Source organism: Cellulomonas carbonis (assembly GCF_014636275.1).
Classification (GTDB): Bacteria; Actinomycetota; Actinomycetes; order Actinomycetales; family Cellulomonadaceae; genus Actinotalea; species Actinotalea carbonis.
This window is the reverse complement of the sequence record NZ_BMEB01000001.1, coordinates 735,468-748,914: the sequence shown is the minus strand read 5'-3', so window position 1 is coordinate 748,914 and position 13,447 is coordinate 735,468. Positions and strand designations below refer to the sequence as shown.

Sequence of the window (13,447 nt, the reverse complement as noted above, 5' to 3'; positions counted from 1 at the left end):
ACGCGCTGCGTGTGCGGCGGGACCGGCCGTCGGCCCGCCCGTCAGCCCGCCCGTCAGCCCTGGCGTCGCCTATCCGGCCGTCCGAGCCGAGCCAGGTGCTCCGTGGGGACCGCCATGAGCGCGACCCGCACGGTGCCGCCCTTCGTCTCCTGGCGGCCCACCGTCCGGAAGCCGAGCGAGCGGTGGAACGCGAGCGAGTCGGGGTTCGGCGGCTCGAGGTTGACCTCGCACGTGACCTCCTCGAACCCGTGCTCGGCGGCGTGCGCGGCGACCTGCGCGTAGAGCGACCGGCCGACGCCGAGGCGGCGCAGGCGCTGCGCGACGACGACGCGGTCGACGTACAGGGAGCCGGGCCGCTCGCGCGAGAACCAGGAGTAGTTCTCGCTCGCGTAGTCCGCGCCGGGGCCCAGGGCGAGCAGGAGCGCCTCGGGGCCGCGTCCGGCGTCGACCACGAGCGCGAGGCGGCACCGTGGCAGGTGGTCGCGAAGGCCTGCCGTGCCGAGGGCGTTGACCGCGGGCACGGCGGCGTCGTTGAGGCGCGCGAGGGTGGGCACGTCGTCGTCCCACAGGGGGCGGACCACGGGCGGCGGCACGCCGGAGTCGGCACGTCCGTGGACACGACCGTGGGCACGTCCGTGGACTCGGTCGGAGGCGCGGTCGGGCACGCGGTCGACCGTACGCGGACGGCCGGTCGTGGGCACCTACGGGACGAGCAGCACCTTGCCCGTGGTGCGACGCGCCTCGAGGTCCGCGTGCGCCCGGGCGGCGTCCTCGAGCGCGTGCGTCGCGCCGATCCGCACGTGCAGCGTCCCCGCGGAGACCGCGTCCAGCACGGTCGCGGCGCGTTCGAGCAGCTCCGCGCGGTCGGCGGTGTAGTGGGCGAGCGTGGGGCGCGTGAGGTACACCGAGCCGGCCGCGTTGAGGCGCTGCGGGTCGACGGGCGGGACCTGCCCGGACGACCCGCCGAACAGCGCGAGACCGCCGCGGGGTCGCAGGCACGCGAGCGAGGCGTCGAAGGTGGCCCGGCCGACGCCGTCGAAGACGGTGTGCACACCCCCGTCCGTGAGGTCGCGGACGATGCGCGGGAGCTCGGCGGTGAGGTCGCTGAGCCGGTCGTAGCGGACGGCCTCCGCGCCCGCCGCGCGGGACAGCGCCTCCTTCTCGTCGGTGGACACCGTCGAGACGACGTGCGCCCCGCGCGAGCGTGCCAGCTGGGTGAGGAGGAGACCGACCCCGCCCGCCCCGGCGTGGACGAGCACGTGCTGACCGGGCCGCACGGGGAACGTCGCGTCGACCAGGTACTCCGCGGTGATGCCCTGCAGCAGCACGGCGGCGGCGGTCGCGGTGGGCACGTCGTCCGGCAGCGGGACGAGCTCGCTCACGGGTGCGGCGACACGCTCGGCGTACGACCCGGGCACCGCGAGCCAGCCGACGCGGTCCCCGGGCGCGACGTCCTGCGTGCCCTCGCCGACGGCGAGGACCGTGCCGGCGCCCTCCGTGCCGACGACGTGCGGGAAGGTGGCGGGGTAGACGCCGGAGCGGCGGTAGGTGTCGATGAAGTTGACCCCTGCGGCCTCGACGGCGACGAGGGCCTCGCCCGGGCCGGGCATCGGCTCGTCGACCTCGGCGGGGCTCAGGACCTCGGGACCGCCCGGTGCGGTGGCACGGATGACGCGCATGCTGGAGCCTACGTCGCAGGTGCCGACACGCGCCGGACGTCGGAGGCGAATCGATGCAGCGGTGTGTATAGTCATGCACATGACAGTGCGGGTCGCCGTGTCGGGCGCGAGCGGGTACGCCGGGGGTGAGGTGCTCCGGCTCCTCAGCTCCCACCCCGAGGTCGAGATCGGCGCGGTCACCGCGCACTCGTCGGCCGGTGAGCTCCTCGGTACGCACCAGCCGCACCTGCGCTCGCTCGCGGGCCGCCGGCTCGAGGCGACCGGTGCCGACACGCTGCGCGGCCACGACGTCGTGGTCCTCGCGCTCCCGCACGGTGCGTCGGCCGAGGTGGCGGCGCAGCTCGGCGACGACGTGCTCGTGCTCGACTGCGGCGCCGACCACCGGTTGGTCGACGCCGCGCAGTGGACGGCGTTCTACGGCTCGGACCACGCCGGGACCTGGCCCTACGGGCTGCCCGAGCTCCTGCTGGACCGTGGGTCACGCCGCCAGCGCGACCTGCTCGCCGGTGTCCGCCGGGTCGCGGTGCCCGGCTGCAACGTGACGGCGGTGACGCTCGGGATCCAGCCCGGCGTCGCAGCGGGCCTCGTCGAGACGACCGACCTCGTGGCGGTCCTCGCCGTCGGCTACTCGGGTGCAGGCAAGGCCGCCAAGACCCACCTGCTCGCCTCGGAGGGTCTCGGCTCGGCGGTGCCCTACGCCGTTGGCGGGACGCACCGCCACATCCCCGAGATCGAGCAGAACCTCCGCTGGGTCGGGGCCGACGCGGTCTCGCTGTCCTTCACGCCCGCGCTCGTGCCCATGGCGCGCGGGATCCTCGCGACCACGACCGCGCGCCTCGTCCCCGGCGTCGCCGCGTCGGACGTCCGGGCGGCATGGGTCGACGCCTACGCCGACGAGCCGTTCGTCCACGTCCTGCCCGAGGGGCAGTGGCCCACCACCGCGGCGACGACCGGCGCCAACACGGCCCTCGTCCAGGTCGCGGTCGACGAGCGGGCCGGTCGCGTCGTGGCCGTCACGGCGCTCGACAACCTCGTCAAGGGCACCGCGGGGGCGGCCGTGCAGTCCATGAACATCGCGCTCGGCCTGCCCGAGACGACGGGCCTGCCCCTCGAAGGAGTCGCACCATGACCGTCACCGCACCCCGGGGCTTCCGCGCGGCGGGGGTCGCGGCCGGCCTCAAGTCGTCGGGCGCCCCCGACGTCGCGCTCGTCGTGAACGACGGCCCCCTCCAGGTGGCGGCCGCGGTCTTCACGTCCAACCGCGTCCAGGCCGCCCCGGTCCTGTGGTCGCGGCAGGCGGTCGCCGACGGGGTGGTGCACGCCGTCGTGCTCAACTCCGGCGGTGCCAACGCGTGCACCGGCCCCGAGGGGTTCCTCGACACCCACCGCACCGCGGAGCACGTCGCGGAGGTCCTCGGGTGCTCGGCGGGCGACGTGCTCGTGTGCTCGACGGGCCTGATCGGCGAGCGGCTGCCGATGGACCTCCTGAGGACGGGTGTGGACGCGGCGGCCGGGGCGCTCGCGGCGGACGGTGGCCCCGCGGCCGCGCGCGCGATCATGACGACCGACTCCGTCCCGAAGACGACGTACGTCGAGGGCGACGGGTGGTCCGTCGGCGGGATGGCCAAGGGGGCCGGGATGCTTGCGCCCGGGCTCGCGACGATGCTGTGCGTCGTGACGACGGACGCCGTCGTGGCGGCCGACGCCGCGGACGCCGTGCTCCGTGACGCGACCCGCGTGACCTTCGACCGGGTCGACTCCGACGGCTGCATGTCGACCAACGACACCGTCGTCCTGCTCTCGTCCGGCGCGAGCGGGGTCGAGGTCGAGCCGGCAGCGCTCGCGGACGCCGTGACCCGCGCGTGCGCCGACCTCGCCCGGCAGCTCGTCGCCGACGCCGAGGGCGCGAGCCACGACGTCGCCGTGACCGTCCGCGGCGCCGGGACCGAGGAGGCCGCGGTCGCCGTGGCCCGGGCCGTGACACGCTCCAACCTCTTCAAGGCTGCGGTGTTCGGCAACGACCCGAACTGGGGCCGCGTCCTCGCCGCGGTCGGGACGGTGCCCGTCGAGGTCGCGGCGTTCGACGCCGACCGGGTCGACGTCTCGATCAACGGCGTCCAGGTGTGCCGCGCGGGCGGCGTGGGCGAGCCGCGCGAGCTCGTCGACCTCGCCGCGGCCCGGGAGGTCCACGTCGAGGTCGACCTCCACGCCGGTGACGCGTCGGCGACCGTCTGGACCAACGACCTCACGCACGACTACGTCCACGAGAACAGCGCGTACTCCACATGAGCCCCCACCCGCCCTCACCCGCCGACGACGCGTTCGACACGCGCACCGACCTGCGCCCCGAGCAGAAGGCGGAGGTCCTCGTCGAGGCCCTGCCGTGGCTCGAGCGGTTCGCGGGCGCGCTCTTCGTCGTCAAGTACGGCGGCAACGCGATGATCGACGACGACCTCAAGCGCGCCTTCGCCGAGGACATGGTCTTCCTGCGGCTGTGCGGCCTGCGTCCCGTCGTCGTCCACGGTGGCGGGCCCCAGATCTCGTCGATGCTCGACCGGCTCGGGATCGCGAGCGAGTTCCGCGGCGGGCTGCGCGTCACGACGCCCGAGAGCATGGACGTCGTGCGCATGGTGCTCACGGGCCAGGTCTCGCGCGAGCTCGTGGGTCTCATCAACGCCCACGGTCCCCACGCCGTCGGCATGTCGGGCGAGGACGCCGGGCTCCTGCGCGCGCGGCGCAGGACCGCGACCGTCGACGGCGAGCAGGTCGACGTCGGCCAGGTCGGCGACGTCGTCGACGTGGACCCCCGCGCGGTGCGCGACCTGCTCGACGCGGGCCGGATCCCGGTCGTCAGCACCGTCGCACCGGACGTGGACGACCCGACGCAGGTGCTCAACGTCAACGCCGACACCGCGGCGGCCGCGCTCGCGGTCGCGCTCGGCGCGAGCAAGCTCATCGTGCTCACGGACGTCGAGGGCCTCTACACGGACTGGCCGGACCGGTCCTCGCTCGTCCGGCGGATCGACGCGTCGACGCTCGCGGCGCTGCTGCCGCGCCTCGAGTCGGGCATGGTCCCGAAGATGGAGGCGTGCCTGCGTGCCGTGCGGGGCGGCGTCGGGCAGGCGCACGTCGTCGACGGACGTCAGGCGCACTCGGTCCTCGTCGAGGTCTTCACCGAGCGCGGCGTCGGCACGATGGTCCTCCCGGACGACGTGCGCACCGGAGCCCTTCCCGTCGTCGGAGGTCACCCGTGAACGAGCCCACCGCAGCGGGCGCCGACCTGGAGGCGCCCGCGCCGCTCGACCTGCCCACGGGCGGGACCGTCGCGGCCTGGACCGAGCGGTACGGCAACGCCCTCATGAACACGTTCGGCAGGCCGCGTCGCGTGCTCGTGCGGGGTGAGGGGCCGTACGTGTGGGACGCCGACGGCGTGCGGTACCTCGACCTCCTCGGCGGGATCGCGGTCAACACGCTCGGGCATGCGCACCCCACGCTGACGGCCGCGATCTGCGCGCAGCTCGGGACGCTCGGCCACGTGTCGAACTTCTTCGCGACGCCCGTGCAGGTGTCCTTCGCCGAGCGGCTCCTGGAGATCTCGGGTGCGTCCGCGGTGCCCGGGTCGCGGGTGTTCTTCGCGAACTCGGGGACGGAGGCCAACGAGGCCGCGCTGAAGATGGCGCGCCGCACCGGCCGCCCGCGCGTCCTCGCGCTCGAGGGTGCGTTCCACGGCCGGACCATGGGCGCGCTCGCCCTCACGCACAAGGCCGCGTACCGCGAGCCGTTCGAGCCGCTGCCGGGCGGCGTCGAGTTCGTGCCCTTCGGCGACGCCGCGGCGCTCGAGGCCGCGATGGGCGACGACGTCGCCGGGCTGGTCCTCGAGGTGGTCCAGGGCGAGGCGGGCGTCCGTCCGCTCCCTCCCGGGTACCTCGCGCACGCGCGTCGCCTGACGCAGGAGCACGGTGCGCTGCTCGTCCTGGACGAGGTGCAGACGGGCGTCGGTCGGACGGGTGCGTGGTTCGCGCACCAGCACCCCGAGCTCGGCGGTGGTGTCCGCCCCGACGTCATGACCCTCGCCAAGGGGCTCGCGGGCGGGTTCCCGGTCGGTGCCGTCGTCGCCTTCGGCGAGCGGGCCGCGGGGCTGCTGGGCACGGGTCAGCACGGGACGACCTTCGGCGGCAACCCGGTCGCTGCAGCCGCTGGTCTGGCGACGATCGGCGTCATCGAGCGCGACGGCCTGCTCGAGCGTGTGCGGGACGTCTCCGAGCGGCTCGCGGGCGCCCTGCGCCGCCTGCCCGCGGTCCGCGAGGTCCGGGCCGCCGGGCTGCTGGTCGCGATCGAGCTCAACGGCCCGGTGTCGACCGCGGTCGCCGAGGTCGCCCTCGAGGCGGGCTACGTCGTGAACCCCGTGACACCCACCGCGCTCCGGCTCGCGCCCCCGCTGATCCTCACGTGGGAGCAGGTCAGCGGGCTCGTCGACGTCCTGGCCGGGCTGCCGGCGGACCTGGTGGCCGGGGAGGTGGCGTCGTGACGCGACACCTCCTGCGTGACGACGACCTGACGCCTGCCGAGCAGTCGGAGGTCCTCGAGCTCGCCCTGCGGCTCAAGGCGGACAGGTACGCGGCGCGCCCGCTCGAGGGGCCGAGGGCCGTCGCGGTGCTCTTCGACAAGCCGACGCTGCGCACGCAGCTCTCCTTCTCCGTGGGCGTCGCCGAGCTCGGCGGCGTCGCGATGGTCGTCGACGGCAACCTCGCGCAGATCGGCGTCCGGGAGTCCGTCGCGGACACCGCCCGGGTGCTGGGACGTCAGGTCGCGGCGGTCGTGTGGCGGACGTTCGACCAGAGCCGCATCGACGAGATGGCGGCCTTCGCCGGTGTGCCCGTCGTCAACGCCCTCACGGACCAGTTCCACCCGTGCCAGGCGCTCGCGGACCTCCTCACCCTCGCCGAGCGGTCGGGCGGTGTCGGCGGCCTGCGCGGCACGGCGCTCGCGTACGTCGGCGACGGCGCGAACAACATGGCGCACTCGTACCTCCTCGCCGGCGCGACCGCGGGGATGCACGTCCGGATCGGGACCCCTGCTGGTCGGACCCCCGACGCCGACGTCGTCGCCCGCGCGGGTGAGCTCGCCCACCTCACCGGCGGCTCGGTGCACGTGACCGACGACCCGGCCGAGGCGGTGCGGGGCGCCCACGCGGTGGCCACCGACACCTGGATCTCGATGGGTGACAGCACGTCGTTGGACGAGGCCGAGGCGCTCTACGCGCCGTACCGGCTCGACATCGCGCTCCTGGCGCACGCCGACCCCGGCGCGGTCGTGCTGCACTGCCTGCCCGCCTACCGCGGCAAGGAGGTCACGGCCGAGGTGCTCGACGGCCCCCGGTCGGTCGTGTTCGATGAGGCCGAGAACCGCCTGCACGCCCAGAAGGCGGTGCTCACGTGGCTCCTGGAGCGGTCATGAGCGCGACGGAGACGGGCGTCCCGACGACCAAGGCTGCCCGGCACGCGCTCATCACCCGGCTGCTCGCGCGCACCCCGGTCCGGTCGCAGGGTGAGCTCGCCGCGGCGCTCGCGGCGGAGGGCGTCCACGTGACGCAGGCGACGCTGTCCCGCGACCTGGTCGAGCTCCGCGCCGTGCGCATCCGCGCCGTGGACGGCACGCTCGCGTACGCGCTGCCGGGGGAGGGGGGCGACCGCACGCCGCACGTCGGTGCCGACGTCGAGCAGCTCGCGGCCCGGCTCGCGCGGCTGTGCGCCGAGCTGCTCGTCACCGCGGAGGCGTCGGGCAACCTCGTCGTGCTGCGCACGCCTCCGGGGGCCGCGCAGTTCCTCGCCTCGGCGATCGACCACTCGGTGCTCCCGATGGTGCTGGGCACCATCGCGGGCGACGACACGGTCCTCGTCATCACCCGGGAGGTCGACGGCGGCGACGCCGTCGCCCGCCGCTTCCTCGACCTCGCGGCCGGCCGCGACGACGCACGAGAGACCAAGGAGTAGTCGTGAGCAAGGTTCTGACGGAGCTGCCGGTCGGCGAGCGGGTGGGGATCGCCTTCTCGGGCGGCCTCGACACGTCGGTCGCGGTGGCGTGGATGCGGCACCGCGGCGCGATCCCGTGCACCTACACGGCCGACCTCGGCCAGTACGACGAGCCCGAGATCGACCAGGTGCCCGGCCGTGCGATGACGTACGGCGCGGAGCTCTCGCGCGCGGTGGACTGCAAGGCGGCGCTCGTGGAGGAGGGCCTCGCGGCGCTCGCGTGCGGGGCGTTCCACATCCGCAGCGGCGGGCGGTCGTACTTCAACACGACCCCGCTCGGTCGTGCCGTGACCGGGACGCTGCTCGTGCGCGCGATGCAGTCGGACGGCGTCGACATCTGGGGCGACGGGTCGACGTTCAAGGGCAACGACATCGAGCGCTTCTACCGCTACGGGCTGCTGGCGAACCCGTCGCTGCGGATCTACAAGCCGTGGCTCGACAAGGACTTCGTGACCGAGCTCGGCGGGCGCGCGGAGATGAGCCAGTTCCTCGTGGAGCACGGGCTGCCCTACCGCGACAGCGCCGAGAAGGCGTACTCGACCGACGCCAACATCTGGGGTGCGACCCACGAGGCCAAGACCCTCGAGCACCTCGACGTCTCGCTCGAGATGGTCCAGCCGATCATGGGCGTGCGGTTCTGGGACCCCGCGGTCCCGATCGAGACCGAGGACGTGACCGTCCGCTTCGAGCGCGGCCGGCCGGTCGCGATCGACGGCGTGCGATACGACGACCCGGTCGCCCTGGTGCGCGAGGCCAACGCGATCGGGGGACGGCACGGCCTCGGCATGTCCGACCAGATCGAGAACCGGATCATCGAGGCCAAGTCGCGCGGCATCTACGAGGCCCCCGGCATGGCGCTGCTGTTCGTCGCGTACGAGCGTCTCGTCAACGCCATCCACAACGAGGACACCATCGCGAGCTACCACGCCGAGGGTCGTCGGCTCGGGCGACTGCTGTACGAGGGTCGCTGGCTCGACCCCCAGGCGCTCATGCTGCGCGAGTCGATCCAGCGGTGGATCGCGTCCGTGGTCACGGGCGAGGTGACGCTGCGCCTGCGGCGCGGCGAGGACTACACGGTCCTGCGCACCGACGGTCCGGCGCTGTCGTACCACCCGGACAAGCTCTCGATGGAGCGCACCGAGTCCGCGGCGTTCGGCCCGACGGACCGGATCGGCCAGCTGACGATGCGCAACCTCGACATCGCGGACTCGCGGGCCAAGCTCGAGCTGTACGCGCAGCAGCCCGTCGACCAGGGCCAGGTCCTCGTCGAGAACGGAACCCTCTTCGGGGCCCTGCCCGCGGGCGGCGCGGACGTCATCACCGACAACCCGTCCGTCGCGGGGGACGAGGAGCTCCTGCTCGAGAACGTGGCGATGGAAGTGGGGACGGACTGACGTGGCAGGCACATCCTCGGGCGCGCTGTGGGGCGGCCGGTTCAGCGGCGGACCGGCCGACGCGCTGACGGCCCTGTCGCGCAGCACGCACTTCGACTGGCGCCTCGCGGACGTCGACCTGCGCGGGTCGGTCGCGCACGCCCGCGTCCTGCACCGCGCGGGCCTCCTCGACGACGACGCGCTCGCGACCATGGTCGCGGCGCTCGAGGAGCTGCGGTCCGACGTCGCCTCGGGTGCGTTCGCACCGGTGCCCGACGACGAGGACGTCCACAGCGCACTCGAGCGCGGTCTCATCGAGCGGGCGGGCGCCGACGTGGGCGGACGGCTGCGGGCGGGGCGCTCCCGGAACGACCAGATCGCGACGCTCATCCGCATGTACCTGCGGGACCAGGCCCGCGCGCTCGCGGCGCTCGCGCTCGACGTCGTCGACGCGCTGGTCGACCAGGCGTCGGCCCACCCGACGGCACCCATGCCCGGCCGGACGCACCTGCAGCACGCGCAGCCCGTGCTCCTCGCCCACCACCTGCTCGCGCACGCGTGGCCGCTCCTGCGCGACGTCGAGCGGTGGGTCGACTGGGACCGGCGCGCAGCGCGGTCGCCGTACGGCTCGGGTGCCCTCGCCGGCTCGTCGCTCGGGCTCGACCCCGCGGCCGTCGCGGCGGACCTGGGCTTCGACGGACCGGTCGAGAACTCGATCGACGGGACGGCGTCGCGCGACGTCGTGGCCGAGTTCGCGTTCGTCGCGGCGATGGCGGGGGTCGACCTCTCGCGTCTGGCGGAGGACGTCATCCTCTGGGCCACCAAGGAGTTCGGCTTCGTCCGCCTGGACGACGCCTACTCGACGGGGTCGAGCATCATGCCGCAGAAGAAGAACCCGGACGTCGCCGAGCTGGCGCGTGGCAAGGCGGGTCGGCTGGTGGGCGACCTGACAGGCCTCCTGACGACCCTCAAGGGTCTGCCGCTGGCGTACAACCGCGACCTCCAGGAGGACAAGGAGCCGGTCTTCGACCAGGTGGACACGCTGCTGGTGCTGCTGCCGGCGGTGAGCGGCATGGTCGCGACCCTGACCTTCGACACGGAGCGCATGGCGGCGCTCGCGCCCCAGGGCTTCTCGCTCGCGACGGACGTCGCGGAGTGGCTCGTCCGCGAGGGCGTGCCGTTCCGTGTCGCCCACGAGGTCGCCGGCGCGTGCGTCCGGGCCTGCGAGGAGCGCGGGATCGAGCTGTGGGATCTCTCGGACGACGACCTGGCGACGATCTCCGGGCACCTGACGCCCGGCGTCCGCTCGGTGCTGACGGTCGAGGGCTCGCTCGCGTCGCGCTCCGCCGTGGGCGGGACCGCCCCGGTCCGGGTCGCCGAGCAGGTCGAGGCCGCCCGTCGGCGTTCGGCCGAGCTGCGGGGGTGGGCGACGGCGTGACGTCGGTCGTCGCGGAGCTGGTGGCGCGGGTCGAGCGCGCCGCGCCCACGCTCGGTGCTGTCCGGCTCGTCTGCGTCGACGGGCCGGCCGGGTCCGGCAAGACGACGCTCGCCGCCCGGCTGGCGGACCGGCTCGGAGGGAGCCGCACCGCGACCGTGGTCCACCTCGACGACCTCTACGAGGGATGGGCCGGTCTCGAGGCCGTCGGCCCGCGGCTCGAGGCGCAGGTCCTCGCGCCGCTCGAAGCCGGGCGACCGGCTCGCTTCCAGCGGTACGACTGGTCCCGGGGCCGCTTCGACGACTGGGTCGAGGTGCCCGTGCCGGACGTCCTGGTCCTCGAGGGCTGCGGAAGCGCACGTCGGGCCGTCGCGGCGCGTGCCGTGCTGGTCGCCTTCGTCGAGGCGCCTCGCGACGTCCGCCTGCGCCGCGGGCTCGAGCGTGACGGCGAGTCCATGCGCGACGAGTGGCTGCGGTGGATGCGCCTCGAGGACGAGCACTTCGCGCGCGAGTCGACACGTGCCCGTGCCGACGTCGTCGTCGACGGCACTGCCCCGTGGACGGACTGACGTGGACGCGCTGCACGACCCGCGCGAGTGGCTCACGGGCCCGGTCCTCGAGGTCGCGCCGCGCCTCCTGGGGGCACACGTCACGACGGAGCTCCCGGACGGCGTCGTCACCGTGCGCCTGACGGAGGTCGAGGCGTACGACGGCGAGCGGGACCCCGGGTCGCACGCTTTCCGCGGGCCGACCCGGCGCAACGCCGTCATGTTCGGCCCGGCCGGGCACCTGTACGTGTACCGCCACATGGGCCTGCACCACTGCGTCAACGTGGTGACGGGGACGCCCGGGCGCGCGTCGGCGGTCCTGCTGCGCGCCGGTCAGGTCGTGGAGGGCGTCGAGCTGGCCCGCGCGCGACGTCTCCGCTCGGGCGTCGTGCGCGCGGACGTCGACGTCGCGCGAGGCCCTGCGCGGCTGACGGTGGCGCTCGGGCTCGACCTGTCGTTCGACGGCGACGACGTCGTCGACGGCGCGGGGCGTGTGCGCCTCGAGCCGGGCACGCCGCCCGCGGGGGTCTCGACCGGACCGCGGGTCGGCGTCGCGGGGGAGGGCGGCGACCCGCTGCGGTACCCGTGGCGCTTCTGGGCGACCGGCGACCCCACGGTCTCGGACTTCCGCGCGGGTGCGCGGCGCCGACGCGGCACCGCAGCGGCCCCGGACGCCGACGTCCCCGGCCCGCGAGGCACGGCACACTAGGCGCGACCGAGACGAGAAGGAGCACGACGTGGACATCCTCGACGAGCTGGCGTGGCGGGGGCTGCTCGCCCAGACCACGGACGAGAAGGCGCTGCGGGACGCGCTCGCGGCCGGTCCCGTCACGGTCTACTGCGGCTTCGACCCGACGGCCCCGAGCCTCCACCACGGCCACCTCGTCCAGCTGGTGACGCTGCGGCACCTCCAGCGCGCGGGTCACCGGGTCCTCGCGCTCGTCGGCGGGGCGACCGGGATGATCGGTGACCCGCGGATGTCGGGCGAGCGCGTGCTCAACACCAAGGAGACGGTCGCCGAGTGGGTCGAGCGGCTCCGGGCCCAGATCTCGAGGTTCCTCGACTTCGAGGGGTCGAACCCGGCCGTCATGGTGAACAACCTGGACTGGACCGGCGACCTCAGCGCGATCGACTTCCTGCGCGACATCGGCAAGCACTACCGCCTCGGGACGATGCTCGCCAAGGACACGGTGGCCCGGCGTCTCGCGAGCGAGGAGGGCATCAGCTTCACCGAGTTCAGCTACCAGATCCTCCAGGGGATGGACTTCCTTGAGCTGTACCGGCGGCACGGCTGCACTCTCCAGACCGGCGGCAACGACCAGTGGGGCAACCTGCTCTCGGGGGTCGAGCTGGTCCGCAAGGCGGAGCAGGTCGCGGTGCACGCGCTCACCACCCCCCTGATCACCAAGGCGGACGGCACCAAGTTCGGCAAGACCGAGGGCGGCGCGGTGTGGCTCGCGCCCGACCTCATGACGCCGTACGCCTTCTACCAGTTCTGGCTCAACACCGACGACGCCGACGTCGTGCGCTACCTCAAGGTCTTCACGTTCCTGTCCGCCGACGAGATCGGCGAGCTCGAGCGCGAGGTCGCCGAGCGTCCCGCGCTCAGGACCGCCCAGCGTCGGCTCGCACACGAGGTGACCTCCCTGGTGCACGGCCCGGACGCGACGGACAAGGTCGTCGAGGCGAGCCAGGCGCTCTTCGGGCGGGGCCGGCTGGTCGACCTCGACGAGGCCACCCTGGCCGCGGCCGTCGCGGAGCTGCCGCGTGCCGACGTGGGAGAGGACGCCCCGGGAGTGGTGGACCTCCTTGTCGCTGCTGGGCTCGTGGGCGGACGCGGCGCCGCACGACGGGCGATCGCGGAGGGCGGCGTCTCGATCAACAACGTCCGGGTCACGAGCGAGGACGCCGTCCTCGCCGACGACCAGCTCCTGCACGGGCGCTGGGCCGTGCTGCGGCGCGGCAAGCGCACGCTCGCCGTCGCGGAGCGCCAGGGCTGACGTCGGCCCGGGCGGCGCGCGGACGCCGGCGCCATCCGCAGAGGCACGCACGGGTGCACAGGCACGTCCCGACCGCCGCCCGACCTGCATGTGCGGCCCGACGTGGGTCGCGACACGCCGTCCGACCTGCGTGATGCTGGACACCCCGCAGCGACTTGGATCCGACCGCGCGGGTGGCGTAGAGTCATCCACGCCCCGCAGGGAGGAACGAACGACGAGCTCAGCTCGGAGGACGGTCCCGAGGGGAACTCCACATGATCAGCCCGCAAGGGCTGCTCGGTGTGGGTGGGCCGGCCTGGTGGTTTGACTGCGGGGTCTGGTTCGGATAAAGTGGAGAAGTTGCCTCCGGATGGGTCGGAAGACCTGGATGGATGCGCGTC

13 protein-coding genes are annotated in these 13,447 nt (G+C 74.2%); 11 read left to right on the top strand and 2 right to left on the bottom strand.

Features of this window, described 5'->3' with window-relative positions; translation table 11 throughout:
- Window positions 1–53 precede the first annotated feature (53 nt).
- The gene (locus tag IEV86_RS03450) at window positions 54–581 is read right to left on the bottom strand and encodes a GNAT family N-acetyltransferase (RefSeq protein ID WP_188484542.1); all 528 of its coding nucleotides are present in this window, start codon (window positions 579–581) and stop codon (window positions 54–56) included.
- Between the two features lie 120 nt (window positions 582–701).
- On the bottom strand, window positions 702–1,679 hold the full coding sequence (locus IEV86_RS03445) for a quinone oxidoreductase family protein (RefSeq protein WP_043608605.1): 978 nt from the start codon (window positions 1,677–1,679) through the stop codon (window positions 702–704).
- Between the two features lie 73 nt (window positions 1,680–1,752).
- Between IEV86_RS03445 and argC the strand changes: the two genes are divergently transcribed.
- Genes argC through tyrS form a run of 11 tightly spaced genes read left to right on the top strand, consistent with a single transcriptional unit; the run spans window position 1,753 to window position 13,067 of the window.
- Entirely contained in the window at window positions 1,753–2,808 is a 1,056-nt protein-coding gene (argC, locus tag IEV86_RS03440; RefSeq protein ID WP_043608607.1) for an N-acetyl-gamma-glutamyl-phosphate reductase, read from the top strand.
- Window positions 2,805–3,968, top strand: a complete 1,164-nt coding sequence (gene argJ / locus IEV86_RS03435; RefSeq protein WP_043608610.1) for a bifunctional glutamate N-acetyltransferase/amino-acid acetyltransferase ArgJ — start codon at window positions 2,805–2,807, stop codon at window positions 3,966–3,968. The genes argC and argJ overlap by 4 nt, the downstream gene beginning before the upstream one ends.
- On the top strand, window positions 3,965–4,933 hold the full coding sequence (gene argB / locus IEV86_RS03430; RefSeq protein WP_043608613.1) for an acetylglutamate kinase: 969 nt from the start codon (window positions 3,965–3,967) through the stop codon (window positions 4,931–4,933). The genes argJ and argB overlap by 4 nt, the downstream gene beginning before the upstream one ends.
- On the top strand, window positions 4,930–6,207 hold the full coding sequence (locus tag IEV86_RS03425) for an acetylornithine transaminase (RefSeq protein WP_081978875.1): 1,278 nt from the start codon (window positions 4,930–4,932) through the stop codon (window positions 6,205–6,207). Before argB ends, IEV86_RS03425 begins: the two co-directional genes overlap by 4 nt.
- A complete protein-coding gene (gene argF / locus IEV86_RS03420; RefSeq protein ID WP_043608616.1) occupies window positions 6,204–7,136 on the top strand; it encodes an ornithine carbamoyltransferase in 933 nt (310 codons plus the stop codon). The genes IEV86_RS03425 and argF overlap by 4 nt, the downstream gene beginning before the upstream one ends.
- The gene (locus IEV86_RS03415; protein WP_043608619.1) at window positions 7,133–7,672 is read left to right on the top strand and encodes an arginine repressor; all 540 of its coding nucleotides are present in this window, start codon (window positions 7,133–7,135) and stop codon (window positions 7,670–7,672) included. The genes argF and IEV86_RS03415 overlap by 4 nt, the downstream gene beginning before the upstream one ends.
- A 2-nt stretch (window positions 7,673–7,674) precedes the next feature.
- Complete coding sequence (argG, locus tag IEV86_RS03410; protein ID WP_043608622.1) at window positions 7,675–9,105, top strand: argininosuccinate synthase; 1,431 nt, start codon at window positions 7,675–7,677, stop codon at window positions 9,103–9,105.
- 1 nt (window position 9,106) lies between these two features.
- Complete coding sequence (gene argH, locus IEV86_RS03405) at window positions 9,107–10,522, top strand: argininosuccinate lyase (RefSeq protein WP_043608625.1); 1,416 nt, start codon at window positions 9,107–9,109, stop codon at window positions 10,520–10,522.
- Window positions 10,507–11,088 carry a uridine kinase family protein gene (locus IEV86_RS03400; RefSeq protein ID WP_043608627.1) on the top strand — a complete coding sequence of 194 codons (582 nt, stop codon included), beginning with the start codon at window positions 10,507–10,509 and terminating at the stop codon, window positions 11,086–11,088. Before argH ends, IEV86_RS03400 begins: the two co-directional genes overlap by 16 nt.
- 1 nt (window position 11,089) lies before the next feature.
- On the top strand, window positions 11,090–11,776 hold the full coding sequence (locus tag IEV86_RS03395; protein ID WP_052426441.1) for a DNA-3-methyladenine glycosylase: 687 nt from the start codon (window positions 11,090–11,092) through the stop codon (window positions 11,774–11,776).
- Between the two features lie 28 nt (window positions 11,777–11,804).
- Window positions 11,805–13,067, top strand: a complete 1,263-nt coding sequence (gene tyrS / locus IEV86_RS03390; protein ID WP_043608636.1) for a tyrosine--tRNA ligase — start codon at window positions 11,805–11,807, stop codon at window positions 13,065–13,067.
- Window positions 13,068–13,447: the final 380 nt, after the last annotated feature.

Bases quoted from the DNA above. Each gene is read 5' to 3' on its own strand.
- IEV86_RS03445 (WP_043608605.1), bottom strand. From the start codon at position 1,679: ATGCGCGTCATCCGTGCCACCGCACCGGGCGGTCCCGAGGTCCTGAGC.
- argC (WP_043608607.1), top strand. From the start codon at position 1,753: ATGCACATGACAGTGCGGGTCGCCGTGTCGGGCGCGAGCGGGTACGCC.
- argJ (WP_043608610.1), top strand. From the start codon at position 2,805: ATGACCGTCACCGCACCCCGGGGCTTCCGCGCGGCGGGGGTCGCGGCC.
- argB (WP_043608613.1), top strand. From the start codon at position 3,965: ATGAGCCCCCACCCGCCCTCACCCGCCGACGACGCGTTCGACACGCGC.
- IEV86_RS03415 (WP_043608619.1), top strand. From the start codon at position 7,133: ATGAGCGCGACGGAGACGGGCGTCCCGACGACCAAGGCTGCCCGGCAC.